Below are 26,965 nucleotides of genomic sequence, written 5' to 3' on the forward strand. Positions count from 1 at the left end.
TATATTATTTAGGTTTTACATACTCAAATATCCATATGGAATTATCCCTGATTCAGAAAGATATCCTGATAACCCTAATCACCCTTTATCATCAGAAATCCGCGGCAATAAAAGGGGAGGGGATTGCCGAGGTCCTTAAACGCAATCCGGGAACGGTCAGAAATCAGATGCAGGCACTCAAGGTGCTCGGACTCGTTGACGGCGTTCCGGGACCCAAAGGCGGTTATACTCCGACATCCGCGGCTTACAAGGAACTGAACCTTACCGACTACGAGAGAGAATACAGCGTTCCGATTCAGAGGAACTGCGAGCGCTGCGAGGGCGTCAATGTCGCGGAGATCGATTTTACGACCCTTTGTCACCCCGACCTCTGCCATGCGGTGATAAAGCTCATCGGCAGTGTGAAGTCCTTCGAGATAGGCGATGAGGTAACGGTGGGTCCCTCGCCCGTCAACCGTCTCCTGGTCAAAGGCGAGATCTACGGCAAAGACGAGGTTTCCCAGCAGCTTCTGATAACGATTGCCGAGATAATTTCGCTTCCGAAGAAGCAGATACGCTACTACATGAGTTCACCGGTGATAACACTGAAGCGCAACGATACCCTGCGTACCGCGATAAAACTCTTCAATGAGAAGAAGATTCACGGCGCTCCGGTCATGGATGTCGATAACGAGAAGATGGTGGGAATTATCACCTTAAGCGATCTGATACGGGGGATCGATCGCGAGCAGGCGATAGATGCGAAGGTGGAGCGCTATATGACGAACAATGTCATCATTGTATCGCCCGAGATTCACCTATATGAAGTGATCAAGCAGTTCAAAGAGCAGCAGATCGGTCGCGTCATAATTATGGAAAACGGCAAGCCCGCAGGCATTCTGACACAATCGGACATAATCAAGGTGTTTCCGGCGCTTTAAGTCCTAAACCCGTATACATATTTTTACATCTGCGCATATGCCGGAAATACGCGATATGACGCCCCGAATCGTCCATGAAATGTCTGACGCGTGAGAAAATGCGGAGATTTTTTACAAGTCCTTATATACTATAATTTACACAATCATAAAATATGAAAAGTACATTCTCCCGAAGTCTCTCAAAGAAAAAGGTCATGAGCACAGACGGAATGGTTATCGGCACAATAAGAAACATCATGGTTGATCTTGATTCCGGTCAGGTCGACAGTCTTGTTGTAAGACCCGATGCCGGATTCGACGCAACCGGTTACACGGTTGACGGCGACAGACTCATGATTCCTTTCGAGGCAGTCAGAGATATAAGAGATTATATTGTGGTTGACCGCTATCTTTCCAAGCAGTAAAAAACTGTTTAAATCCAATCAAAACCCGCATTTTTTAAACGCTGTTTTATTTGATACTATTTTGGCGTATTTTGGTGTATTTTGGCGTATTTTTGAGTGTTTTGGCGTATTTTGTTCATTTCACCCATTTCGTCCATTTAACTTTCAAAATATCATTCAAACAGCGTCGGGAAAAACTTCTTCACGCTCTCGCAAAAACCGCGCCCGTATTTCTCTTTGCTTACATATCCCGCATATCGGGCAAGCGGAGCATTGTCGGGACCTACCGATACGCCCAGACCTGCGCACTTTATCATCTCGATGTCGTTTGAGGAATCGCCGATTGCCAGAAACTCGCTTACCGGAATCGAGATCTCACGGGCGACCTCCATGAATGCCGTTCCTTTATTCAGATCGCCGGACTGGATATGGAGGGCGTAATCGGAATCGAGGATGTGAACCGGCAGGTCCTTTACCAGATCTCGGACTGTCGAAGCATCGATTGTTTTCTCAAACGCTATGTCCGCAAAACGATACTCGGGACTGTAAAGATTAAGACGGATATCGTTCGCCTCAAAGTAGTCCTTTACCCTTGAGAGTGCCGCTTTACAGGCTTCGTGATTGCCGCAGACCTGAAGTTCGCCAAGATATCCCACACGGTATACGCCGCCGTTCTCCGAGATTATGGTACCGTCCGTGCCTATCATCTTGCACAGAAAAGTCATCGCACAGACCGTGTTGCCGCTTGCAAGAACCACGGGAATGCCGCTATCGACAAGAGTTCTTATTGCGGCGACGGCTTCCAGATCGATTCTGCGCGAGATATCGGTAAGAGTGCCGTCAATGTCGCAGATAAGTGCACGCGGTGAAAAAGAGGAGGGGGGTTTTGAGATTATCATCTGTATTTATGGTTCAACTCAGACAGACTTAAGACCTGCCATTTCAACGGAGAATGCCGCCTCGCCTTCCGGCTGATCGGGACTGTCGACAAGTTTCGCCACTCTCTTTCCGCCTTTGCTCTTCCGCAGGTAAACTCTGAACTTGGATGCGTGTCCTACGATATTACCTCCGGTAGGCTTTGTCGGATCGCCGAAGAATACAGCGGGGTTTGACTGTACCTGGTTGGTGACGATGATGACCGAATTGAACTCCTTGGCGACCTTTGCCAGGTCGTACATGTATTTGTTGAGTTTCTGCTGGCGTGCGGAGAGTGTTCCGCGTCCCGCATACTCGGCACGGAAATGAGCCATCAGAGAATCGACGATTATCAGTTTCACGGGTCTGTCCGTGTCTTTGAGTTCGGCGGCAAGCTCCCTTATATTGTCGATAAGAAGCATCTGGTGATCGGATGTGAATGCTTCGGCGACATGGATGTGCTCAAGGAAGTCCTCCACCGGCGGCACCTCGCAGTCTACTTCAAGACCTTCGACCATCTGTCTGATTCTCTCGGGTCTGAATGTGTTTTCGGTATCGACGTAAATGACCGAGCCCTGAAGTCCGCCGACCTCGTAGGGCAACTGTGCGTTTACAGCCATCTGATGAGATATCTGACTTTTTCCCGAACCGAATTCGCCGTAGAACTCAATGATACTCATTGTCTCAAGTCCGCCGCCCATCAACTCGTCTAACTCGGGAACGAGCGTACTTAACTTTCGGACTTCTTTTCTCTCTTCCAAAACGGCAATGCCGGTACGGAAACCGCCGATATCAGCCATCTTTCTGGCTTCCTTGATCATCTTCTTTGCGGTAGCCTCGCCTATCTCGGCATCTTCCGCAAGATCAACATACGATGCGGTTGCAATGCTCTCAATCGTGCAGTAACCGCTGTCTCTGAGTTTATCGGCAGTTGTCGGACCGACTCCGGGTAAATCTTCTATCTCATGTTCTGACATTTCTTTAACCTCTAACGAACATTCTTACATCTTAGTTGCATCCCGTGGTATAAAGGAGTACACCGTGCGGTGCGAAAGTGATTTTTTGCGATCGGACACGGTTGCAATTCCGCGGAATAGACTCCCGAATTACGAAATAACCTACCATACTCAACAGATTAGATTTCATCACTCTGAGATGTCATCATCGAATCCGAGCTTATTCTCAAGGTTTTCAAGCCGCTTTATTACATCCGACACACCTCGTGAGACGGGATTTACCAAGACGGCGCGGATGACATGCCCCGCGATTCTTCCCGATATCCTCACCTCGCCGCATCCGGCAAATTGCGGGAGGACAGCCTCCTGTGCCTTCTCCTGCGCCACGACAGTATACCTATCCCCGCTGCCCGATTCAATAATGCATAGCCCTTCCGGAAATTCCATGATGACGCCGGAGATCTCCCCGTATCCGCCGTCGCCGTGCATGATCTTCACGCAGGAATTGCCGCCGGCATGAATCTCAAATCCCGAATCAACCGCCGCGTTTTTCAAATCGCCGCGGGTATCCGTCAGGTCCGCATTCCTGATACTGCAGTTGTAAACACGCACAATATCGCCGTTTGAAACAGGGATCTCCGCCTGCCTGCCCCAGAGAACCAGACGCGCGGAAATCCCCGATCTTTCGGAAGCATCGGAGACAATGCATCTGCGGACTCTGAAGATATTCTCCTGCCTGTAAATGTCATCGACCGCGCCGCCCGCAGATTCGGATTCCACATTCGCCGCATCCGAACCGTAACCCGCGTCACCAAAGCCCCTTCTTCTCTGCTTACGCGGCGGGCGCAGATACGAAGCGACATGCCCCGCACCCTCCACTCTCACGCTTACAGAGATCTCACCCGAATCATCGGGTAAATCCGCAAGCCTCTCAAACGGGACCTCCGCCGGTACGAAATCTTTTGAAAAGAGAATATCGTCATCGGCGGGACGGCATACGGTCACCGAGGATTCATCGCCGGCATTGAAATGCACAAACCGCGACGGTCTCCGCGTTATGCCGCAAAGTTCAACAACCGCACCCTCGCCCGCTTCCCTCAGGGTCGCCGCAACGGCGTCACCGAAGACGCGAATCCTTGCAAAACAATTCACATTGCCCGTGACCCCGGGCTCCGCTTCGGAACCGGCACCTTTCGCCGATGGGGAAACATGTCCGTCAATCACCCACACATACGCATCCGAAAAACGACGCCGCGGCGCATTCCCGATATTATCGGCACCGGGATAATCCCCATCCTCAAGCGAGAGAATCTTTACCCTAAGATTCTGCGGCCTAAGCGTCTTCATCCCCGACTTTCGGAGGCATACGTCAATTCCCTTATCCGCCTCCTGAAGATCGACGGCGATGACATTTGAAAGACCTCGGAAACGTGCCGCAACCTCAAGCACGTCGCCGACGCGGATATCCTGCGTCCCGTGAACCTTCATGTCCCGAAATACCAGAACAGCCTCCCCCGTCTCGTCGCCGACAAGCACACGCCTTAAAAGCCCGGGCGGCTCGGCATCCGGCGATTCCGTGACGAAGAGATCGTCATCCGGGTCAAGATACGAATGCGCACCCGCCTCGGAATCTCTGTCAAAACGTATGATATCGCCTTTCTCGATAACCTTACAGAAAAAAGAGCAGAGCGTGGGTCCCCTCTTCAGATCCGCGATCTTCACATGAAGGCGCCCGAGGCTTTCGGCAACCGACCTTGCCGCCTCGGTCTCGGCATCCTCATCGTTCTCCTTTTGACATACGGCACCTACTTTCGCCTCAAACTCCTCCCAGGTCAGAAGATCGTCGACAAGTGCATGGTATGCCCGCATATAAATCTGTAAGACCTGATTTGATATATCTTTGATTAATTGATAATTGATTGAGAATTAATCGAGATTGATTAAGAACCGCAGACGGCAGGAGCCTTCATAAAAAAGTGACGATACAGTGAATGATAAAGAAAACGATAAAGTGAACAACAAAGTGAACGACAAATTGACGATAAAGAAACGATGTGCTAAAAAATAAAATTGAATTTCAAGGCATATTTCAGCCTTATTTCAGCCTGTTTGAGCCTTATTTCTCATGCCACGGGAGTCTCTTCATCGTATTGACGATATCGACGACGCTCTCCCCTCTTCTCATAATGCCGTGGCGATCCTCGAAGATCATAACCTCGGGACAGCGCGGGCGGCAGTTATACTGCGAAGCCATGGAATAACCGTATGCACCCGTATCAAGAATGGCAAGGACATCTCCGCTCTCAAGCTCCGGAAGCTTCCTGTTCTCGGCGAGGATATCGCCCGTCTCACAGATCGGACCGGTAACCGTATACTCCTCGGTCTTCTCCTCATCCGCCTTGCCGACCGCAATCACATCGTGGTGCGAGCCGTACATCGCCGGTCTTATGAGCAGGTTGAAACCCGCATCCACATTGACGAACTTCTTGTGCGAGGTCTTGACCGAGTTCACTCTTGTCAGAAGAATCGTCGTGTCGCCGACGAGGTTTCTGCCGGGCTCAACCCATAACTGCGGCTTTATTCCGAGTTTCTGTATACCCGCGATAAAGACGGGCATAACCGCATCCGCATACTCCTTCGGTGTCGGAGCAACCTCTTTCTCGTGGTCGTAGGCAATACCGAGACCGCCGCCGATGTCTATGAACTTTAAGTGAACGCCCATCTTTGTGATCTCGCCCGCGACCTTCAAGAGAACCTCCATCTCCTTGACAAACGGAGTCACGTCAAGTATCTGCGAACCGATATGGCAGTGCATGCCCACGGGGTCGACGTTCTCGCACTCCAGCGCCGCTCTGTAAGCATCGACTATCTGGTCCGCGGGAATACCGAACTTGCTTGTGGCAAGACCAGTCGCAATCTTGGGGTGTGTCGGCACATCGATTGCAGGGTTGACTCTGAACGAGACCTCGACAATCCTTCCGAGTTCGCCCGCAATCTTATCCAGCTGCTTTAACTCATCGAAGGAATCCAGAGATATGCGCACGCCCTTCTCGACGGCAACCCTGAGATCGTCGTGCGTCTTCGAACTGCCGTTGAAGAGAAGCTTCTCGGGCGGGATTCCCGCAAGAAGCGCCAGATGCAGTTCTCCGGACGAGAATACGTCCGCACCCGCACCGAGTGAGGCGAATATTTTCAGGATCGAGAGATTTCCGTTCGCCTTTGCGGCGTAGAGAAGCTGAACGTCGCTATAATGGGCTTTAAGCGCATCATTGTAGCGGATAAAGTTCTGCCTGAGTTTTTCTTCGTCTGTCACATATACGGGTGTCCCGTACTCCTTTGCAAGATCGTTGCAGTCATGCATTCCGATATACAGGTGCCCTTCATGAATTGTAAGGTGTTCCGGAAGTGTCATTCGAAATTAAGCCTCCCCATGCGGTCGATTGCCTCTTTGATCCTCGACACGTCGCGGGTGATTGCGAATCTCACGTAGCCGTCTCCGTTCTTTCCGAAACCGACGCCGGGTGTCACGACAATGCCTGCTTCGTTGAGCATCTTTTCGGCAAACTTCATGCTGTCATTTACTCTCATCCATACATAAAATGTTGCTTTCGGAGTCGGCACATCGAAACCGAGGCTCTTAAGACCGCTTACTAGCACGTCGCGCCTTTCCTGATAGATCTTGCAGGAATCGGCGACACACTGCTGCGAGGATGTAAGAGCGGTTATTCCCGCCCTCTGAATTGCATTGAAAGCGCCCGAATCGATATTTGTCTTGATTCTGCCCAGTCCCGCGATGACTTCCTCACCGCCGACCGCCATTCCGAGTCTCCAGCCTGTCATATTGTAGGTCTTTGAGAGGGAGTGCATCTCCATGCCGACCTCTTTTGCGCCGTCGACCTGAAGGAAGGACGGGGCTTTGTAGCCGTCGAATGCAATCTCCGAGTAGGCATTGTCGTGGACGACGACTATATTGTTCTCTTTTGCGAACTCGACAACCTCTTCGAAGAAGGACATCGGTGCCGTTGCGGCAGTCGGGTTGTTCGGATATCCGAAGAAGAGAAGTTTTGCTTTCTTCAGGACATCCTTCGGAATTGCGTCAAGGTCCGGAAGGAAGTTGTTCTCTTCGGTGAGCGGAAGTTCGTGAAGTTTTCCCTCGGCAAAGAGCGTCGATGTCTTATATACGGGATATCCGGGGTCGGTTGCCAGAACGACGTCGCCCGGGTTGACAAATGCCTCGGGGACATGGGCAATGCCCTCTTTAGAGCCGATAAGTGCGAGGACTTCGGTCTTTGCATCGAGAGAGACATTGAATCTCCTCTTGTACCATGTCGCGACTGCCTCGCGGTATTCGAGCATACCCGTGTAGTCCGGATAGTGGTGGGTTGACGGGTCACGTGCGGCTTCACAGAGTGAGTCCACAATGTGCGACGGTGTCGGCAGATCGGGATCTCCGACGCCCAGATCAATTATATCAATGCCCTGTGCTCTCTTCTCGGATTTCAGTTTGTCAATCTGAGCAAAGAGATATGGCGGAAGATTGTCAAGACGCTTTGCATACATGTTACCTACATGTTGTATCTGCTATCAGATAATCTTAAGGATTATATTCAGGTAGAAATAATCTTCCGCCATAACCGAAGACCGTTTCAGTAGTCCCCGTTGCAATAGTCGCCGTCGCCGCACGTTCTGCGGATATATCCGATAATCCCTATTCATCACAAAAATCCCCATTCATCCGGAAAATCGTGATGTAAGCATACAAAAATACATAAACGTAAGTGTCAATCTCTAAGTATTATGAAAAAAGAGATTCCGAATAAAGACAGCCCCCTGTTAAAAGACAAGAACGGCGATTTTATCCAGAACCGTTGCGTTAATAAACTGCGTGCCGAGGTTTTAAAGGAGAAGACCACGCAGGAGGATGCACTGGAATATCTCAAGAAGAATACTGCCGAGATATACGAGCTCCACGAAGGATTCCAGCTGAAAGGCATTGCGATTTTGGGAGTGCCGCCCGTATATCTTGGACTTAAAATAAAGAAGAAGGAGATTGTCTTCTACTTCCACAAGCCGTGTTTCGGCATATATCTCATGAAAATAAAGGCTACCGACGATGATTTCGCATACATCAGAGCGAACAGCAAATTAGTTAAGTTCTGAAGTTTCCCAATACTATTGGGAACTTCATGACAGACGAAAATTATGCCGGTGCCGCGGAATTCATCGACGCGGTCAAAGTCACCGGCGGCAAATCGGAAAATATCGAAGACCTGACCGCTTTGGAGGATCAGGTCACTGTTCTTTTAAACGGCGTTACGGTCACCTCTCAGGTGGCAACAAGCAGCAATCTGGACGAACTGGGCGCGGGTTACGTCATCACCGAAGGTCTGTGTAAGGATGTCAAATCCGTGCACACCGACGGAAATACAAACACGGTTTACGTCACCTCCGATTCCGTGACAGAAAATTTCAGAAAGATTCAGAACAAGACGGCGGCGACTCAGACGGGCACATCGGGGGGTGTCGAATACGCAGACGCGGCGACCGCTTCAAAGAGAAAGGCAATTGCGACCGTCAAAGCGCCGCATGTAATCGAATCCGATATTGCGATAGGTATCGATGACATATACCGTGCGACCAAGGAGATTATCTCGGATCTCTGGGTGAAGACCGGCGGCGTTCACTGCTCGGTTCTGTTCCGCGAAGGCGGAGAGATTGTCGCGGTCATGACCGATGTCGGCAGGCACAACACGGTCGACAAGGTCGTCGGAAGTGCAATCTTAAACGGCATTGACCTGAATAAGTGCTTCCTCGGATGCACGGGACGCCAGCCCTACGGCATGGTCAAAAAATGCATGAATGCGGGAATTCCTATTATCATATCAAAAGCCGCATCCACTGCCGACGGCATAAGACTTGCAAGGGAGTCGGGCATTACCCTCATCTGTTTTGCCAGAGGAGAGCGCTTTACCGTATATTCCAATCCGCAGAGAGTTCGCGGAGTGAAGACGGATCAATAAATCAGTGTCAATATAATCAGTGAACAATTACCGTAACTTTTTTTCTTTTTTGGATTTTTTGAATTTTTTTGGCTTTTTTGCATTATTTACACGCCGCGTCTGAAATGTCCTTCGGTAATGCCGCCCTGAGATATCTTTGCGACCCTCTTCTTCAGGTCATCGAGTTCGTTCTCCAAAGCCATGCCCGACCCCCTTCCAGACCAATCGCCGTCAGATACGGCACGAAGACCTTCCTTATAGGCTTTTACGACCGCAGACGCGTAATCGTATGTCTTGTGCCTGCCGTCAACCGATAAGGTGTCAAGACCCATATCGCAGAGTTCTGGCAGGGAATCGATTAGGCAGGTCTCGACAGCATTGAAGATATGAGTTCTGCCGCAGGCGTCAACATATATCGGGAAGTCGCGGTCGCGCTCATCGAGCAGAGAATAGGTCTTCTTCGGATCGTAAGTCCCGTAGTCCGAAAGCCCCGATAAGGGCAGATTGTTCTCGGTGACCATGAGTTCGACGGCGCCGTTAACGAGATACTCGGTCTCGACCTTCCCGCGAAGTTCGGGGGGGATTCTGCCGATAAGATCGCGGATATTTTCGGCGGACGCCTCCGGCGATATGACGGCGCCGCAGAAGAGGTCGGATATCTGCGCAAGGCTCAGCGAATTGTAGATGTTCATGCCGCTTCCGCCGTAGATACGGGCATACGGCGCAACCCTGCGTATCGCGGCAGCACTGCCGTAACTCTCGACAATTATCCCGCAGACGCCGAGACCGAGAACTTTCTCCACAAGCGGCAACGCGGCGGAGATATACGCGTCATCCGCAATCCGCGGCCATTTCCAGATTAGTTCGCAGCCGCGTTCCTTACATGTCTCCGCCGCCGACGAAAGTGTCTCAAGTATTCCTTCCTCAAACGCCGGATTTACAGAGCCGTCTTTGAGAACGGGCGCAACGTCACATTCGCAGTATATCCTGTCGCATCCCGAATCGGCGGCGGCTCTGACGCATTCGGGACTGTCGGCATAGAATGCGAGTTTCGGTCTCCGCACCGGCACATCATATCTTACGAAATTGCTCAGGAACCGCGAATAATTTTCGCGGGCGGCATCCAGAGAGGCTTCGTCGGGCAGATACGACCCGATTACCGCCCTGTCTGCGGACTTGAGGAAATTGCGCCTGAGTTCGTTGAGCAGGCTCATGGGGAGAAATAGATTGCCGGAATATTCCGCCTTGAAAGAGCGCATCTCATACTGCGTGCCGCCGCATTTTGCAAAGACTTTCTTCAGATCATCGGTCAGCACGGGCTTATTCTGCGCATCCGCCATCTCGGTGTCCGAGGTATAAACGGTCTCGTATTTTACGCCCTTTATCGCGAAACTGCCGCTGACGACAGGCGTTCTGCCGTTTTTGCCCCCGAGTTTAAAGGAGATATCCATGGGAATCTTCCGGTACACGCCGCCGTCGCGGGCTTTTATCTCTCCGGCAAGGTCATCGAGACTGCCGCGATTCGTGATGAAGACCCGATCGCCGCGTCCGAGCCGGCACTTGGTCCTGAAACGGAGTTCGCCGTTTCGTATCTCATACGGCTTTCTTAGGAAGAAACCGTCATCCGAGCCGTGCTTCCTGCGTATTGTAAGACCGTCGCCGTTGCGCGGCTTTGTATCGCCCGTCAGCCTTACAACCCCGCTCTCATACCGCGGGTCGTAATCCGTGACCGTGCCTATGAATATTCCGCGGTTTGCGGGTCGGTCATAGGACATGAGAGCCGCATTTTTGTCGCCGCCGACATAACCCGAGGTAAAACGCCGGTTGAAGGCTATCAGAAGGTTCTCTCTGTCCTCTTTCGAGACGCCGTCGACCGTATCACCCGAGTTGCCCGCGGGAGAGTTTTCCGCGACCGCATCAAGCGCCCTTCTGTATATTGAAGTGACAATCGCGACATACTCCGGCGATTTCATGCGTCCCTCAATCTTAAGGGATGCGATATCAAGCCGTGCCATGCTCCCGAGGTTGTCGCAGGAGCAGAGATCGCGCGGAGAAAGAAGATATGCGCCTTTCGTCCGGCATCTCACCGAAGATGCGGAGTCAATCTTTCCGTATCCGTCGACCGTGCTCTCCCGCAACTCATAGGCTTTCCTGCACGGCTGTGCGCACATTCCGCGGTTTCCGCTCCTGCCGCCGAGAAGCGACGAGAAGAGGCACTGACCCGAGTAGCAGTAGCAGAGAGCGCCGTGGACGAAGACCTCGAGTTCGGGCGGATTCTTAAGCGGCGTCTCCGAATAGGGATCGGCTGCATCTTTGAGAGCGGCGTTAATCGCGCCAATCTCATCATACGAGAGTTCGCGGGCAAGCACGATTCTACGGATATTCATACTGCCGGCTTTGAGCGCACCCGCCGTGCTGTTTATCGTCATCTGCGTGGATGCATGCAAAACAAGGTCGGGGAAGCACTCGTTTGCCGCTTTCAGAAGCCCCAGGTCCTGAACAAGCACGGCATCGGCGCCGATTGAGTAGTAATACATCATCTCGGAGAGGGCGCGGGGCATCTCTTCATCGGAGATAAGGGTGTTTAAGGTGATATAAACGCGAACGCCGCGGGTGTGGCAGTATTCCACGGCGTCTTTGAGCTCGTCCTCGTTGAAATTTGCGGCAAAACGTCTTGCGCCGAAGTTGCGACCGGAGAGATATACGGCATCGGCACCTGCGCAGACTGCCGCGTGAAGAGCCTCGGGGCTTCCCGCCGGCGCAAGAAGTTCGGGGATGCGTATCTTTGCGCCTTTACCTTCGGCTCCGCTCTTCGCCCCTACCGCTGTCGACGATGCCGAACCCGAAGATCGCGAAGATATCGAAGATCCCGAAGACGCAGATTTAACGGATTTAACGGATTTATTAACTTTTTTCCCACGAGAGTTTTTCCCGCCGTGACTGCCGCCCATGCCGATCATACCGCTCATATTACACCTGCCAACCGTATTACCAAATTATTATCAGATTATTATCAAATTACTATCAAAGTATTATCAGATTATTATCAAATAACTATCAAAGTATTATCAGATTATTCCCAAATTATTATCGTATTATTGTCAATTATTATCCGATTGTATTCCGATTATTATCAAAATTCATTACGGATCATATTACGGATCATATAAATGCTCACTGATCAATGTCACGGACTGCCGCAGGCTTGAGCGGACACGCGGATCATAAACAGGCAATAAGCCCGTTGCAGCCTTAACGTCCGAATCCGACGACTAAACAGAGACTTACAAAAAGAGTGAATCCGTGCTTAAATAAAGCGCTTTATTTGTTATAATGCATAATAATTATACGAACGCGGTTAAAATATTCAAAAACCGCAAAACCGAAAAATAACAGGAACATGCCGTAATCGGCATATAATATCGGCAAAATAGCCAATACAGATATAGGGCGTGCGGCGCCGCAGGAATTTACGTAAAAACACCCCGGGGAACTTGACTGCCATATGGCACTATTTGAGAGAAAAAAAGCACCAAAAGAGTCCGACTCAGACGACGGCGGCGAGATAGGCTCACTTATCAAACTGCTTTCGTCCAAGAACTGGGAGGAACGCGGTAATGCCGCAATACGCCTCTCGGAGATAGGTCAACCGGCAGTAGTGCACCTCTTAAAAGCGCTGGATTCCGAAAATTCTCTCATACAGACCGGCGCCGCCGAGGTCCTCGGAACATTCGGAGAGGCGGCACTCCCCACTCTTTTAAAAGTAGTCTTCTTCGGAAAAGAACGTGCACGCGACGGTGCGGCAAGAGCGGTCGGTCAGAACGGCGCGGCTGCGATACCGCAGCTCAAGGAAGCCCTGGGCAATAAAGAGAGTGCCTCGGTGAGAAGCGGCGCCGTACTATGTCTTGGCTATATGGGTTACATGAGTCAGGATGTCGAAGGAATGCTCGTCGAAGCCCTCCGCGACAGCAACTCGAACGTGCGCATTCAGGCGGCAAAATCCCTTGAGAACATAAACTGGATACCAAAGACCAAGACGCAGAGGGCGCAGTTCTTCCTCGCAAAAGGCGACTACAACTCGCTTGCGAAACTCGGAAAGGATGCCCTGCCCGCGATACAGTCCGAAGTCCTCTCCGGCTCGACCGAGACAAAGAAGAAGATTGCCGAAATTCTCCCCAAAATCGCGGCAGAAGAATCCCTCTATGTCCTCTTAAAACTCATCGAGGACTCGGATGCGCAGGTCAGGCAGAAGACCGTTGCCGCAATGAGCGAGGCAAGCGACAGAAGACTCATCCCTTATATCATAAAATCGCTCGACGACGAGGACTCATACGTCAGGATGGAGGCTGCATGGTCTCTCGACAGAAAAGGCTGGAAACCGTCTAACAACGATGAAAAAGCCAAATACCTGATGATCAAGGAGAAGTGGACCGAACTTCTCCAGATGCGCGATGCTGCAGTCCCCATCCTCATCGCCTCACTCAAGGACAAGAATCCGGGTATCAGGCTCAAATCGACCGAAGTTCTTCGTGCAATGGGCAATGTCGGCTACGCTGCCATCAACGAAGCACTCAAGAGCGAGGATCCCGCGCTGAAAGCCGGCGCCATGGAAGCGGTTGCGGTCATCAAGAAGAAGAATGCCGCCGCAGCCAAGGCACAATCCGAGAAGAAGAAAGCCCAGACCCCCGACGAAGAGGTCGAAGAGCAGTTAAAGCGCCACAAAGAGGAGATGAAAGCCCGCAACGGCAATTCCAAGACCGAGGAACAGTGGGCCAAGATAATGCGCAAGAACGGTCTCGACGAGGACAGAATCGCAAGATTCTCCAAAGCCCTCTCGGACGAGAACGAGATCATGCGTGCCGCCGCCGTCGAGAACCTGAAGGCAACCGGCAACTGCGGTATCGAGTGTATGATCATTCTCCTTGCCGACCCGAAGAATAATGTGAGAATCGCGGCTATCGAGTCTCTCGGCGATCTGAGGGCGAAGCGTGCCGCAAAATACCTTGTCAAACTCATAAAGGACAAGAACGAGAATGTCAGAATGGCATGCGTCCATTCTCTCGGTCAGATGCACGATCCCGAGACTCTCGGAAGCATAGTCGGAAGGCTCTTCGATCCGAATGCCGCCGTGAGGAACAAAGCCATCGAGACCGTCGCCAAGTTCGGATCGGAGGCGCTGCCGCATCTCAAGGAGCATCTCTCGATTCAGGATATGGCAGTCCGCATCATTGCCATCAGGACAATCTCGAAGATCAGTCACCCCGATTCGATTGCCCTCTGTATCAGGATGCTCAACGATACGGAATACGATGTAAGGCAGTGTGCCGAGGCGGCTCTTCTGGCACTTGCAGATACGCAGTTCAACCCGCTCGTTGATTATGCGTTCAAGATATCCAAGCGCGGCAAGACTCTCGAGAAGACGGGTATTATCGCCGTGCTTGCGCAGATAAAGGACAGCAGGGCACAGCAGGCGATAGCGTTCTTCCTGCAGGACTCCGAGGAGAAGGTCGTCGATTACGCCAAGAAATGCCTGCAGGGTCAGCAGCAGGAAGAGTTTACCCCCGAACTTCTGAAGAATCTCGAGGAGCAGGCACATGCGGCAATGCGCACGCGCAGCGAGGCAAAGCCGACCGCGACCGCGAAGACGGGAACGGCAAAGCCTGCGGATCAGGCGGAGCATACAGGAAAGGCGGATACGCCGGTCGCGACAGGCGAGGTGCCCGCGGCATCTGCGGAAACGGCGACAACAGCGGCAGCCGCGGACGCGGATGTTACGGCCCGGGTGTCTGCGCCCGTATCCGCGCCTGTATCGGCTCCAAAGCCCGAAGAAGAAGGGTTAACGCCGGAGGAGGAAGCCGCCGCCGTGGCAAGAGATCTAAAGAGCACGGACAGCGCCGTTCAGATGAAAGCCGCAGAGAAGGTCTTTATGATGGGCGACATCATTATTCCGCCGCTCATAGAGGCTCTCAACGACGAGAATCCCGAGACCAGGACTTTCATCGCCGAGATACTTATCGGTCTGGGCGATACCGCGATTCAGGGGCTTGTAAAGGCGCTCGAGAACCCCGAGCCCGCAATCCGCATGACCGCGGCGCAGAGCCTCGGAAAGATTCCCGACGAGGTCACGATAACGGCTCTCTGCGGCGTTCTCGAGAATGACCACAACTCGCTCGTAAGGACGGTTGCCGCTGAATCTCTGGGATTCATGGGCGACAAGCGTGCCCTCAATCCCCTTATCGCGGCTTCCAAAGAGAACGACAAGGCTCTGAAATCGGCGGCTCTGAGGTCGCTCGGATACATCAACGACGAGCAGGCGATTCCGACACTCATAGAGACCCTCAAGAATGCCGATCCCGAGATTGTCAAGATTGCCACCGCCGCTCTCACGCAGTACGGTTACGAGGCGACAAAAGCCCTTGAACAGGCTCTCAAGACCGAAACGGGACTTGCAAGAGAGAAGATCACCTATGCTCTCGACGAACTCGGCTGGGTTCCCGAGACCGAGGACGCGATCTCGTATTACTTCATCGCAAGAAAGCAGTGGACGGAGCTTGAGGAGATCGGCGAGGCGGCTATTCCCGCACTGCAGTCGGCAATCGCGGATTCAAGCATAGAGGTAAAGATCTCTGCCATGAACACGATAGCAAACATAGGCGGCGATCAGGCAGCCGCGGCTCTGGAGAGCATTATAGAGAGTTCCTCGGACGAAACCGAGAAGACTCTCGCAAAAACCATGCTCAAAAAGATCAAAAAATAATCGCAGGAAAGAGGAAAGCGGTCAGGCACGGGTCAGGACTTCCTCAAAGTAGTCCATGATATCGGATACGAGTTTTGTCGACGCCGCCATGTATTTTGTATCGGTTACTTCCTTAAGAGTCTGAATATACCTGCCCGTTTTCGTAATCGGCTCATCCTCAATGAGACTCTCGAGTGTCGGCGTTATCATCTCGGGGTGATTCTGAAGGGCAAGGACTCTGTCGCCGTATGAGAATCCCTGATTTTTGCAGGCTTCGTTTGTCAGCAGATGGACGGCGCCGCGGGGTATCTCAAACGTATCGCCGTGCCACTCGAAAGTAACGAATTCCTTCTTAAAGAGGCGGTCAAACGGGCTGTCCGCGGCGGACTGCGTCTTATACACCCTGTGCCAGCCGATCTCCTCATCGGCATTTCTCGTGACCTTTCCCCCCAAGACTACCGATATGAGCTGACCGCCGAGGCAGATACCGAGCACCCCTTTGCCTGCGGCGACGGCTTCGCCGATGAACTTCTTCTCCGGCGTCAGGAACGGGTATTTATCGTCTTCATAGACGTTCATGGACCCGCCGAGGACGGCAAGAAGATCATATGAGTCATGACCAGGGAGAGCGTTTACCCGCGGATCGTCGAGGTAGAGATGACTCTCGGCGTATTTCCAGCCTTTTTCCTCCGCAAGCCCTCTTATGCATCCCGTATCTTCGCTTGCCATATGCAAAAGCGCATGAATCCTCATTATTGTCCTCCAATCACATTTTGAACGGCTTATTCATTAATTCCGCCGATATCCTCAGCTTCGGGCGGCATACGCCTTCATTCTGCCTGCGGATCGCGGTCTTGAACGATGTCCGCGATGTCCCGGCATGCCTTCGGAGTTATCGGAACTCACGGGTTTCCCCGAATGCCCGTTATTTACGGCGTTGCCGTTGCCTTCGGCGTGCTTTTTAGCCTTGCCCCACACCTTCGGAGAAGTGCCCGCGCCCTCACCCGCTCCGACCGAGGCAACACCCGACTGTGCACTCACGGGAGCGCCGCTCCGACCGCTCTGATTTTCATGATCTCCGCGATTTTCCCGCTTCGATTTACCGGTTCTCCTGCGGGGTTTAGACTGCGGCATTTTTCCGGGCTTGCCGTTTTTGCCGTTTTTACCGATATTGCCGTTTCTGACGGCTTTGCTTCTGCCGGATTTGCCCCCGCGTTCGGGATAATCCCCACCGTTATTACAACCCCTGCCGCCAGTATTCTGATTATTACGGGAATTCTCCGCCGCATTATCCGTCACTTCGGAGATACCCGACTGCCTCTCTTTACTCTCGGCACTGTCTTTACCGCCTTTAAGGTCTTTCGAGGCTTCGTTTCTGCCCTTCTTAGGTGTCTCGGCGGCGCAGTCGAGGAAGACCTCGGCGTATCTGCCGGCAACGTCGCTTCCCAGAGTGGGTCTGAGACTCTCGAGCCAGAGGTAAAATCCCGTCATCTGCGGCGTTCTCTTGCTCTCGACCTTGAGTTCGCCGGACTTCTTGCGGACGATCTTTAAGTATTCGTTCTTCTTCTTAGACCGCAGGTAGATTACAGGCTCATACTCGGGGATATCGACCGCGAGAACCATCTTCGAGAACTCGTTTTTCATATCGTCATAGACATACTTCTTCGAGTTCATGGTATAGGTGCGGTTATGCATGAGCGACCTGATTGCGGCTGGGTAGAGTGCGCCGAAGAGCACTTTCTTCGAGACCGGCGGTATCTCGTCGGGTCTTGCCATCTCCTCTTTTCCGCCGTCGTTCATCATTATCTCCAGAGTGCGGTCGCGCTTCATGTCATGGAGCTTTTTGTAATCGAACGGGCGTTTTATCGGAATCTTCTCTATTCCGATTAGGCGGCTGTTATCCACGGGCTTTCGCGGAACGCCGTGAATGCTGTCCCTGTGCAGAACGTTCTTGAGCTCCTCGCAGGTCGGCGTTACGATAAGGGTGCTCTCGGTCTCCCTCATAAGCCTCTTCATTATCGACGACCGCGATATGTCGACGGAGGAGAAAAGAACGAACGGGACGACCGCCTGCGCGTAGAGGTAACTGAGGAGCTTTTTCTTGTAGTGGACCTCGGCTTCCATGTCCTTTAAGTCGGAGGCGGAGGTGACAATCTCGCAGAAGCAGATTCTGTCCATGTAGTCGACGAAGACGATATCGAATTCGGCGATGTCCTGACCGTTGCCGCGGATATTGATGTCGCCGCGGTTTGAATAGAATATGCCGTTCTGACCGAGTTTTATCTCAATCGGCGGGAACGGGGCATCCGCACCTTTTCTGACGACATACTTGACCTTGCCCGTGGTCTCGGTGAGTTCGAGGAGCATCTCGTATATGAGCGACTCGTACCATCTGCCTTCCGCGGCTCTCATCTGAGAGAGTTCGGGCGAGAACAGCTGTGTCTTCTCGAGCTTCTTCAGATGGCGGATTGCACGCCTTGCAATGGTCTTGTCGGGCTTCTTCCTGTAAAAGTTGGCATTAAGCCAGTTCAGCATTTCCATGTAATTGTCCTTTTTGCGTTATTTTTGCGTTATTTACGCCGCTTTCGCTCTTTGCATCGCTGTCGGCTTTGAGCGGATTTCAGTGCGTATTTCCGAGCGAATTTCCAAGCGTATCCGAATTTTCGGCAGACCTTCCATTCCGGAGATTTTAACCCGAATTATTCGGATTATTCAGACCGGAATGAATTCGGGGTTATGAATTCGTTTGAAATGATTTGAGTTGAAATGATTTCGGTTTAAAAAGTGAGACTGCGGCGATGGGGACTGCGGGAACGGTGAATACGATGATAGCGGTCGATTATCTCAGACAATCTAGGACAAACGCCTTCAATCGCCAATCATCGCATATCCCGACAGTTATTGCAGATATTGCAGATATTGCAGACATTACAGGTTGCCGGTATCGCAGGTTGCATGTATTGCAGACATTGCAGAAATTACAGACATCACATTTGCGGGATTCCGCAGGAATTCGCCGGATTATTCCAGGACCATTATCCTGCGGGTCAGACTCTTATGCACTCTCTGTTCATGATACTGAACTATCGTAAAGTGCCGTTTTGCAATCTCGCGTATATCGATATGGGTAACAACAACGGCACGCCTGCCTTTTTTGAGCACCCGTCGCATCTCACTCAATGAATCATTATAAAGCGCGTTCATTGATTCCGCTTTTATACAGACCGACTGACCGTACGGAAGATCCGTGGCTATAGTGTCTACAGAACAGTCTGTTATAGGAAGTTTGGTTGAATCAACCTTTAATACCTCGGTCTGCGGGAGGTTGGAAAGACAGCCTTTCAGCATCGCAATGTCCATATCCGTGCCCACCGTGCGCATGTTGAGCATAAGCCCTTCGAGCAGTATGCCGCCCGTTCCGCAAAACGGGTCCAATAAGAGGTCGTTTTCCTTTCCCTGCGCAATGTTTACAAGGGTGCGTGCAAGTATGGGCATCATGACGCCCGGGTGGAAAAACGCTCTGCGCATCGGATTTCGATATTCGTAGCTTCCTCGGTCGATTTTATAGAGGACAACACCGAAATAGCAGGTCGTTCCCGAGAAGATCGCGCGGTACTCCCGCTGCGGATTCTTAAGCGAGACCGTTCCTTTGATATGCGCCCCCATGCACCTCTCAAGATCGAGCTGAGATTCGGGTATGGTTGTATCCTGTATTTTTTTGACCCGGCATGCGAACGGAAGGTCGGATGTTATGGCAAGCGAATCGAGCATCTCCTTGAATCTGCCCGCATCCGCGGGGCACTGCCCCAGATAAGAGATTACGCAGTGCGTCATTGCAAGGCGCCCCGCCGCGTTCTCATCATCGCATTCGACGACGGCGACCTGCATCCCTTTCTCGATAATTCTGCCGATACACTCCGCTTCGGCGAAGGGGAGGGTCGGGTGTTCTCCCGAGAGTTCCAGAATCAGTTTCATGTCTGCCCTAATTAGTTGGTTCTTCGAGTGCTAAAAGTGATAGCATGCGCATGCCTCCGGCAGCGCCGCCGACCATGAATGATTGGATTTTTTATCGCCCGCGACCTATACCTATAGAGAGCAATTACCAAGATGAAACCCAACCGTGCTTTATTTCCAATCCTCGTTTTTCTCGGCGGCTGCAGCTACGGACCGTCGTCATCGGTAATCAAACTGGGATACGCGGACGGTTTCACACCACTGACATTTCTCTTTGCAGAGTATTTCACCGGTCTTTTTCTGCTCTTGCTTATTGCCGCCGTCCTGATTGCATATACATACTTCAGGCACGGCAGAACGGATATCTGGAACATGTATATGCCTGCGGAGCGTGAATCGTCCGCACGGAGCGGGCAGGCACACGAAGCCGCAGCGACCGAACAGGCACCGGAAAAGACGTCGACGAAACCACGCGGGGACGGTATTCTGCGCATGTTCGCATGCGGTCTCTCGCTTGCCCTTGTCAGCACATGCTACATAGTCTCCCTGAATATGATCTCGGCGTCGCTTGCCGTTCTTCTGCTCTTCCAGTTCACATGGATGGGCGTAATCCTTGAAGCCGTCATAAAACGTCGGTCTCCGTCGCGAAACGCCTGCATATCGATAATTATCCTGATTTCCGGAACCGTCCTGGCATCGGGAATCCTCGGCGGCGTCGGCAGCATGGACCCGATAGGCGTCATATTCGGTCTGGGATCGGCGTTCTTCTACACGATTAACATGTATCTCCTCGGCGATTCGAAGACCGAGATGCATCCGTTCTTCAAGAGCCTGACCACGCTTCTCTTTGCATGCGTTGCCGTGGGCTTCATATTCGGACCCATGCTCATCGGAAGCGGCGGCGTGGACGAACTTCTCAACCCTTCGCTGATTCCGTATGCCCTGATGCTCGGAATAATCGGCTGTGCCCTGCCCGTATCCCTCTTCTCGATAGGGATGCAGAGGCTGCCGCTCGGGTTTGCGACAACGCTCAGTTCCTCGGAGCTTCCGGCGTCGATAATCTGTGCGGTTCTGATAATCAACGAGACCGTTATGTGGTATCAGTGGATCGGCATAGTGATCCTGCTCTACGGCATCTCGTATCGCTATATGTTCGTAAAGGGTCGGAAAAAACCCGTTATTCCTTTCTCATGAAGGACATGAAAAACGCGGATTCATGAGGGGTCGGGTTGAAAATTAAGTATAAGTTGATAGTATGAATTACAGCCGTGCATTATTCCCCCTGCTCGTCTTTATCGGGGGTATCAGTTTCGGTCCGCTGTCACCGTTCGTGAAGATAGCGTATACCGAAGGTTATTCATCCGTCTCAATGATATTCGCGCAGTACGGCGGCGGCTGGCTCTGTCTCTTCATACTTGTCGCGATTTTCACGCTCTGCAGAATACTGACCGGGAAAAAGAACGGCATAAATGACGGCGCATCTCAAAGATCTCAACCATCTCAAGCATCTCAACCCTCTCAAACGTCGGTTAAGACACGTTTGAAGGATTGTCTGCTCATATTTGCCTGCGGTCTCTCGATTGCCCTGTGCAGTTCCTGCAATATCTTTGCGCTGAACACCATCTCCGTCTCGCTTGCCGTTCTTCTGCTCTTTCAGTTCATCTGGATGGGCGTCATCATACAGTGCATAGTAAAGCGGTCGCTGCCGTCAAAGGAGACCTTAATCTCGGTGCTCCTGCTCGTTATCGGAACGGTTCTCGCCTCCGGTGTGCTTATAGCAGGTACCGGATTCGAATTAATCGGCGTCCTTTTCGGTCTCGGGTCGGCGCTTTTCTTTGCGATATACGTCTTCTTAATCGGACATGTCGCGGTTAAGATTCACCCGGTATATCGGAGTTTTCTCGTGATGAGCATGGCGCTTCTCTCAATCCTTGCAATCTTCGGCTTATCGCTTGCGGAGAATGCGGCGCAGATAGATACGGGTCTTTTCAGGTACGCAATGATAATCGGTCTCTTCGGATGCGCAATCCCGATGTTCTTCTTTGCAATAGGCACACCGAAGATTCCCACGGGTGCGGCAACAATCCTCAGCTCCTCGGAACTGCCCGCAACCATCATCTGTGCCGTCATCATCATTCACGAATCCGTAACGGCATTTCAGTGGGTCGGCGTGGGTCTTGTATTTCTGGGAATCGCATATCCCTATCTTGCCGCGGCATTAAAGGAAAAATACGGAAAATAAGGAAAAAGCGTAAAGGTCTGAAGGGAAGCATAACATCGTAAGCGGACACGGATAACGGCAGACGGATTTTCGGACGCCGATATCTTTACACGCAACGATACATTAATTTGATTTCGTTCAGATTGTAATTCATGGACGCTGTTGCTATTTTGATAATTACTCTGGTGTTCATTACCGTTCTTGCTTTCTCACGAAAAGTGCCCATATTTCTGACTCTGTTTTCGGGAGCCGTTCTTATGGGTCTTCTTGCGGGATTCGGATACGAGCAGGTCATTAATTGGACGATAAAAGGAATAGGCAGTACCTTCACCGGATTTGCCGTGGTAATACTCTCCGGAATTGTCATAGTAAGACTGCTTTACGACCAGGGTCTTCTGGATATAATAATCTCGGGATTGAGTTTCGGCACAAAAGATCGCGGCATTAACGCAGGTATTCTCGGTTACATACTTGCGATTCCGACGACGTGCTGCATGACCACTTACATGATGCTTGCCCCCGCAATGAAAAAGGATGGGGACATAAACCCGAAATCAAACCGACCTCTGTATCTCCTTGCGGTCGGCAGTATCATCTCATATGTCCTGATTTTTCCGACACCGGTTACGATGCCGATCCTGACTTCTCTTGCGCCCGATTATTCGATCTTTAATCTGGACGCAATAACAATCCCTATCTCGTTGGGTGTTCTTGTAATCATAATGCTGCTCTTCCGCTTCCTTTACCGCAGTACAAAAGAGACCGGCGAAGAAAAAGGCGGGGATAACGGCGCGAATAAAGTCGGAGATGCGGGCGGAGACATTAACGCGGAACCTGTCGAATCCGCGGAGCCCGTAAAGACCGAAAAGATTTCACTCAATCTCAAACTGCGGGCATGGGCTCCGTTTATCGCAATGATTGTGACGATGCTGGCGGGATTTTTCATCTTCCATCTGTCCCACATAATCATCATGCAAACCATAATGCTCGCGGGACTGATAACCGCCCTTGCGCTTGCTCCTGCCGATATCAGAATGAAAAGCTTCTCGGAAGGTGCCAAATTTGCGGGTCTGATACTCTTTGATCTCTGTGCAGCGGGTGCGATCGGAAGGGTAATCAGAGAATCGGGTCTTGCGAGCGGCATTACGGATTCGATGATCCCCGTACTTCCCGACATTATGATTCCCTTCATAGTCACCGCGATATTTGCAATCGCACAGGGATCCAGAGTAACGACCGCGGTCATAGCCTCGGAGATAATTGCAGCCTCCGGACTTGCGGCAACAATTCATCCTATTCCGATGATACTTATGATAGCGGCGGGAACCTGCTTTGTTGTTTTCTTTACGGATCCGTACTTCTGGCTTGTGCAGAAAACAACGGGCGATGACATAAAGACGGTGCTGAAGAACTATACACTGCCGCTTGCTGTCGCGGCTGTCATCATATTTGTTGTCGCACTTCTGCTTACGGCATTTTTCTTCCCGTATGTCGAAGACGCGGCTCTGCTTATGGGATAACGCTTCATGAACGATAACTGAAAAAATATACACTTTTTTTTCGAAATAAAGAGATGCAGATATTAATAGATGCAGAAATTAAGTGATGGAGATATTAAGTGATGCAGAAATTAAGTGATGAAGATATAAAGAGATAAGAAAAATAAAGAGATAAGAAAAATAAAGAGATAAGAAAAATAAAGAGATAAGAAAAATAAAGAGATAAGAAAAAAAGAAGATTACTTCTTCTTTTTATCGTTCTTGCCTCCGAAGACATCCTTGAAGAATCCCGTCTTTTTGCCCGACTCCGACTTTTTGCCGGATTCTATCTCAAGAAGTCTGCCGTAGAGCTGTTTTTCCTCTTCGTTAAGATTCTTCGGAATCTCAACCTTTACCCTGACCAACATATCACCGGGTCTGCCTCTTCTCTTGACACCCTCGCCCGCAATCTTAAGAGCGGTGCCGTGCTGAACACCGGCGGGTATCTTGAGCTCGACATCGCGGCCGTCAATCGTCTGGATATCAACCTTGGTTCCGATAGCCGCGCCTGCCGCCGAGATGGCGACCGTCGTCTCGAGATCGTCGCCGATACGTCTGAAGTTCGGGTCGGGCAGGACCTCAATCTCGATATAGAGGTCGCCGTTGGGCGCGCCGGGGTCTCCCGCCTCGCCGTAACCCTCCATCCTCAGACGCATGCCGGTATCGACACCGGCGGGTATCGCAACGCTGATGGTCCTCTTGACCCTCGAATGTCCAGTGCCGCCGCAGGTCTTACAGCGCTCTTCGGGTATCTTTCCGCGACCGCCGCACTGCGAACAGGTGACCATGCTGACGAAATTGCCGAACGGCGTCTTGCTCTCGCGTTTTTCCTGACCCGTGCCGCCGCAGCGCGGACATGTGCGTGTCTTCTTGGTCGTGCTTCCCGTACCGTCACAGTCGGGACACGGCTCGGTATGCATCACATCGACATCGCGCGATGTTCCCAGCGCCGCATCCTTAAGAGAGATGGTAAGGCGCATGAGCAGATCCGCGCCTGCCTGAGGACCTCTCGGACCGCGTCTCTGTCCGCCGCCGCCGAAGAAGGCATCGAAGATATCCCCGAATCCGCCGAAATCGGCACTGAAACCCGCACCGTTGAAACCGCCGCCGCTGTACTGCCCTTTGGAAGCGTTGGTGAAGGTCTCGTGACCCATGCGGTCGTACTGCGCACGTTTCTGACTGTCGGAAAGGACGCTGTAAGCCTCGTTTATCTCCTTGAACTTCTCTTCGGCGCCCTCTTCCTTGCAGATATCGGGGTGATATTTTTTGGTCAGGGTGCGGTAAGCCTTCTTAATCTCCTGTTCTGTAGCCGTTTTCGGAACATTAAGGACATCGTAATAGTTTTTCGCACCCATATTATCGCCTGTAGATTATCGTATTTTATTCGCCCCTAACCCTTATAAAATGGATTAAAGTTTTAATCGACGGGATTGACATAACCAATCCGCGATTAATCTGTATTTTGTGATTTACCGGATCGCAAAGGATCTCAGTTCTTGTCGTCCTTGACCTTGAAGTCGGCATCGACAACGGTGTCGTCGGACTTCTTGTCTTCGGCACCTGCGCCGCCTTCTTTTGCCTTGTTTGCCTCGGCTTCCGCTGCGGCTTTCTGATACATCTTTGTGGATGCCGCAAAGACGGCTTCCTGAAGTTCCTCGACGTCCTTCTTGATTGCATCTATGTCGGTGCCCTCGACGGACTTCTTGACCTTCTCGACGCCGGCTTCAATCTTTGAGACATCGTCGGCTTCGAGCTTGTCCTTGCCTTCCTTGAGGAGTTTTTCGGCGGCGAATATCGAGTTGTCGGCGTTGTTTCTGATCTCAATCTCTTCGCGCTTCTTCTTATCCGCCTCTTCGAAGTCCTTGGACTTCTTGATCATCTCTTCGATCTCTTTCTCGGAAAGTCTCTTGTCGCCGGAGATTGTGATTGCCTGGCTGTTGCCCGTGCCCAGATCTTTTGCCGAGACATTGATGATGCCGTTAGCATCGATATCGAATGTGACCTCGATCTGCGGGATTCCGCGCGGCGCCGGCGGGATGCCTGTCAGCTGGAACTTGCCGAGCGTGAAGTTATCGGCGGCAAGCGCACGTTCACCCTGAACGACGTGAATCTCGACGCTGGTCTGGTTGTCGGCCGCGGTCGTGAAGATCTGACTCTTCTTTGTCGGGATTGTGGTGTTTCTCTCGATGAGTTTTGTTGCGATACCGCCCATTGTCTCGATTGAGAGTGTAAGCGGGGTTACATCCAGAAGGACTACGTCCTTTGCTTCTCCGGTCAGGACACCGCCCTGAATCGAAGCACCGACTGCGACACATTCATCGGGGTTGATTCCCTTGTCGGGCTCTTTTCCGAGGAGTGCACGGACTCTCTCCTGAACGAGCGGGACACGTGTCGAACCGCCGACAAGGAGGACGTGGTCGATATCGGATGCCGTAAGACCCGCATCTTCGAGTGCCTGCTTTACGGGTCCGATTGTCCTGTCGACTAAAGGACCGATGAGCTGCTCGAACTTTGCGCGTGTAAGGTCGATATCGAGGAACTTCGGACCTGTTGCGTCGGTTGTGATGTAAGGCAGGTTGATGTTTGTCTTCTGAACGGTCGAGAGTTCCATCTTTGCGTTCTCGGATGCGTCGCGGATACGCTGCATTGCCATCTTGTCTTTCGAGAGGTCGATGCCTTCCTTCTTCTTGAATTCTTCGACGATGTAGTCGGTGATTGTCTTATCGAAGTCGTCGCCGCCGAGGTGGTTATCTCCCGCGGTCGCCTGAACCTCGAACACGCCGTCGCCGAGTGTCAGGATTGAGACATCGAAGGTGCCGCCGCCGAGATCGAATACCAGTACGGTCTTGTCCTCTTCCTTGTCGATACCGTATGCGAGCGCACTTGCGGTAGGCTCGTTGATGATACGCATGACCTCGAGACCCGCAATCTTACCTGCATCCTTTGTTGCGTTCCTCTGAGCGTCGTTGAAGTATGCCGGGACGGTGATGACTGCCTTCTTGATCTCTTCGCCGAGGTAGGCTTCGGCGTCGACCTTTAACTTCTGAAGGATCATTGCGGAGATCTCCTGCGGCGTGAACTTCTTGCCGTCGATCTCCACGGTCTCGCTTGTTCCCATCTTTCTCTTGATTGAGATGATTGTTCTCTCGGGGTTTGTTACCGCCTGACGTTTTGCGACGTTGCCGATAAGGCGCTCACCCTCCTTTGAGAAAGCCACTACCGACGGAGTTGTTCTTCCGCCTTCCGCATTCGGAATTACAACCGGCTTTCCGCCTTCCATGATAGACATACATGAGTTTGTAGTTCCGAGATCAATACCTAAAATTTTGTTTGATGCCATGTT

The 26,965-nt window shown here is 51.7% G+C and carries 19 protein-coding genes; 8 read left to right on the top strand and 11 right to left on the bottom strand.

What is annotated here, in order from left to right:
- The first annotated feature begins 35 nt into the window (after positions 1–35).
- Both T502_RS00120 and T502_RS00125 read left to right on the top strand, forming a co-directional pair.
- Positions 36–920, top strand: coding sequence for a CBS domain-containing protein (locus T502_RS00120; RefSeq protein ID WP_042705091.1), 885 nt, complete (start codon positions 36–38; stop codon positions 918–920).
- Positions 921–1,072: 152 nt separating this feature from the next.
- A complete protein-coding gene (locus T502_RS00125; RefSeq protein ID WP_042705092.1) occupies positions 1,073–1,324 on the top strand; it encodes a PRC-barrel domain-containing protein in 252 nt (83 codons plus the stop codon).
- Between the two features lie 152 nt (positions 1,325–1,476).
- Here T502_RS00125 and T502_RS00130 read toward each other — a convergent pair whose 3' ends face one another.
- From T502_RS00130 to T502_RS00150, 5 genes are all read right to left on the bottom strand, one after another.
- The gene (locus T502_RS00130) at positions 1,477–2,202 is read right to left on the bottom strand and encodes a phosphoglycolate phosphatase (protein WP_052358903.1); all 726 of its coding nucleotides are present in this window, start codon (positions 2,200–2,202) and stop codon (positions 1,477–1,479) included.
- Positions 2,203–2,220: 18 nt separating this feature from the next.
- Positions 2,221–3,195, bottom strand: a complete 975-nt coding sequence (gene radA, locus T502_RS00135) for a DNA repair and recombination protein RadA (protein WP_042705093.1) — start codon at positions 3,193–3,195, stop codon at positions 2,221–2,223.
- 168 nt (positions 3,196–3,363) lie between these two features.
- Positions 3,364–5,043, bottom strand: a complete 1,680-nt coding sequence (locus tag T502_RS00140; protein ID WP_042705094.1) for a hypothetical protein — start codon at positions 5,041–5,043, stop codon at positions 3,364–3,366.
- A 247-nt stretch (positions 5,044–5,290) separates the two neighbouring features.
- A complete protein-coding gene (gene lysA / locus T502_RS00145; protein WP_042705095.1) occupies positions 5,291–6,586 on the bottom strand; it encodes a diaminopimelate decarboxylase in 1,296 nt (431 codons plus the stop codon).
- Positions 6,583–7,734, bottom strand: coding sequence for an LL-diaminopimelate aminotransferase (locus T502_RS00150; RefSeq protein WP_042705096.1), 1,152 nt, complete (start codon positions 7,732–7,734; stop codon positions 6,583–6,585). The genes lysA and T502_RS00150 overlap by 4 nt, the downstream gene beginning before the upstream one ends.
- 237 nt (positions 7,735–7,971) lie before the next feature.
- On the opposite strand from T502_RS00150, the gene T502_RS00155 reads away from it, so the two are divergent.
- Together T502_RS00155 and fdhD are read left to right on the top strand one after the other, a co-directional pair.
- On the top strand, positions 7,972–8,334 hold the full coding sequence (locus T502_RS00155; protein WP_157197424.1) for a DUF1894 domain-containing protein: 363 nt from the start codon (positions 7,972–7,974) through the stop codon (positions 8,332–8,334).
- Between the two features lie 26 nt (positions 8,335–8,360).
- Positions 8,361–9,194, top strand: a complete 834-nt coding sequence (gene fdhD, locus T502_RS00160) for a formate dehydrogenase accessory sulfurtransferase FdhD (RefSeq protein ID WP_052358905.1) — start codon at positions 8,361–8,363, stop codon at positions 9,192–9,194.
- Positions 9,195–9,280: 86 nt separating this feature from the next.
- On the opposite strand, the gene T502_RS00165 is transcribed toward fdhD, so the two are convergent.
- Positions 9,281–12,142, bottom strand: coding sequence for a DUF3656 domain-containing U32 family peptidase (locus T502_RS00165; RefSeq protein WP_052358907.1), 2,862 nt, complete (start codon positions 12,140–12,142; stop codon positions 9,281–9,283).
- Between the two features lie 536 nt (positions 12,143–12,678).
- Here T502_RS00165 and T502_RS00170 point away from each other — a divergent pair.
- Positions 12,679–15,930: a HEAT repeat domain-containing protein gene (locus T502_RS00170; protein ID WP_042705097.1), complete on the top strand. Its 3,252-nt coding sequence runs from the start codon at positions 12,679–12,681 to the stop codon at positions 15,928–15,930.
- A gap of 21 nt (positions 15,931–15,951) precedes the next feature.
- On the opposite strand, the gene T502_RS00175 is transcribed toward T502_RS00170, so the two are convergent.
- The 3 genes from T502_RS00175 to T502_RS00185 all read right to left on the bottom strand — a co-directional run bounded on the left by T502_RS00175 (position 15,952) and on the right by T502_RS00185 (position 19,884).
- On the bottom strand, positions 15,952–16,638 hold the full coding sequence (locus T502_RS00175) for a type 1 glutamine amidotransferase (RefSeq protein WP_169736963.1): 687 nt from the start codon (positions 16,636–16,638) through the stop codon (positions 15,952–15,954).
- A 78-nt stretch (positions 16,639–16,716) separates the two neighbouring features.
- Positions 16,717–18,450 (bottom strand): hypothetical protein, encoded by a 1,734-nt coding sequence (locus T502_RS09010; protein WP_211248132.1) that lies wholly within the window; start codon positions 18,448–18,450, stop codon positions 16,717–16,719.
- A gap of 480 nt (positions 18,451–18,930) precedes the next feature.
- Entirely contained in the window at positions 18,931–19,884 is a 954-nt protein-coding gene (locus T502_RS00185) for a methyltransferase domain-containing protein (protein ID WP_042705099.1), read from the bottom strand.
- Positions 19,885–20,016: 132 nt separating this feature from the next.
- On the opposite strand from T502_RS00185, the gene T502_RS00190 reads away from it, so the two are divergent.
- The 3 genes from T502_RS00190 (at position 20,017) to T502_RS00200 (ending at position 23,604) form a co-directional block, all read left to right on the top strand.
- The gene (locus tag T502_RS00190; RefSeq protein WP_042705100.1) at positions 20,017–21,057 is read left to right on the top strand and encodes an EamA family transporter; all 1,041 of its coding nucleotides are present in this window, start codon (positions 20,017–20,019) and stop codon (positions 21,055–21,057) included.
- Positions 21,058–21,118: 61 nt separating this feature from the next.
- Positions 21,119–22,105 (top strand): EamA family transporter, encoded by a 987-nt coding sequence (locus T502_RS00195; protein WP_052358909.1) that lies wholly within the window; start codon positions 21,119–21,121, stop codon positions 22,103–22,105.
- 131 nt (positions 22,106–22,236) lie between these two features.
- On the top strand, positions 22,237–23,604 hold the full coding sequence (locus T502_RS00200; RefSeq protein WP_042705101.1) for a GntP family permease: 1,368 nt from the start codon (positions 22,237–22,239) through the stop codon (positions 23,602–23,604).
- A 218-nt stretch (positions 23,605–23,822) separates the two neighbouring features.
- Here T502_RS00200 and dnaJ read toward each other — a convergent pair whose 3' ends face one another.
- Positions 23,823–24,977: a molecular chaperone DnaJ gene (gene dnaJ, locus T502_RS00205; protein WP_042705102.1), complete on the bottom strand. Its 1,155-nt coding sequence runs from the start codon at positions 24,975–24,977 to the stop codon at positions 23,823–23,825.
- A 134-nt stretch (positions 24,978–25,111) separates the two neighbouring features.
- The gene (gene dnaK, locus T502_RS00210; protein WP_042705103.1) at positions 25,112–26,962 is read right to left on the bottom strand and encodes a molecular chaperone DnaK; all 1,851 of its coding nucleotides are present in this window, start codon (positions 26,960–26,962) and stop codon (positions 25,112–25,114) included.
- Between the last annotated feature and the right edge of the window lie 3 nt (positions 26,963–26,965).

It is taken from the genome of Methanomicrobium mobile BP (assembly GCF_000711215.1).
Classification (GTDB): domain Archaea; phylum Halobacteriota; class Methanomicrobia; order Methanomicrobiales; family Methanomicrobiaceae; genus Methanomicrobium; species Methanomicrobium mobile.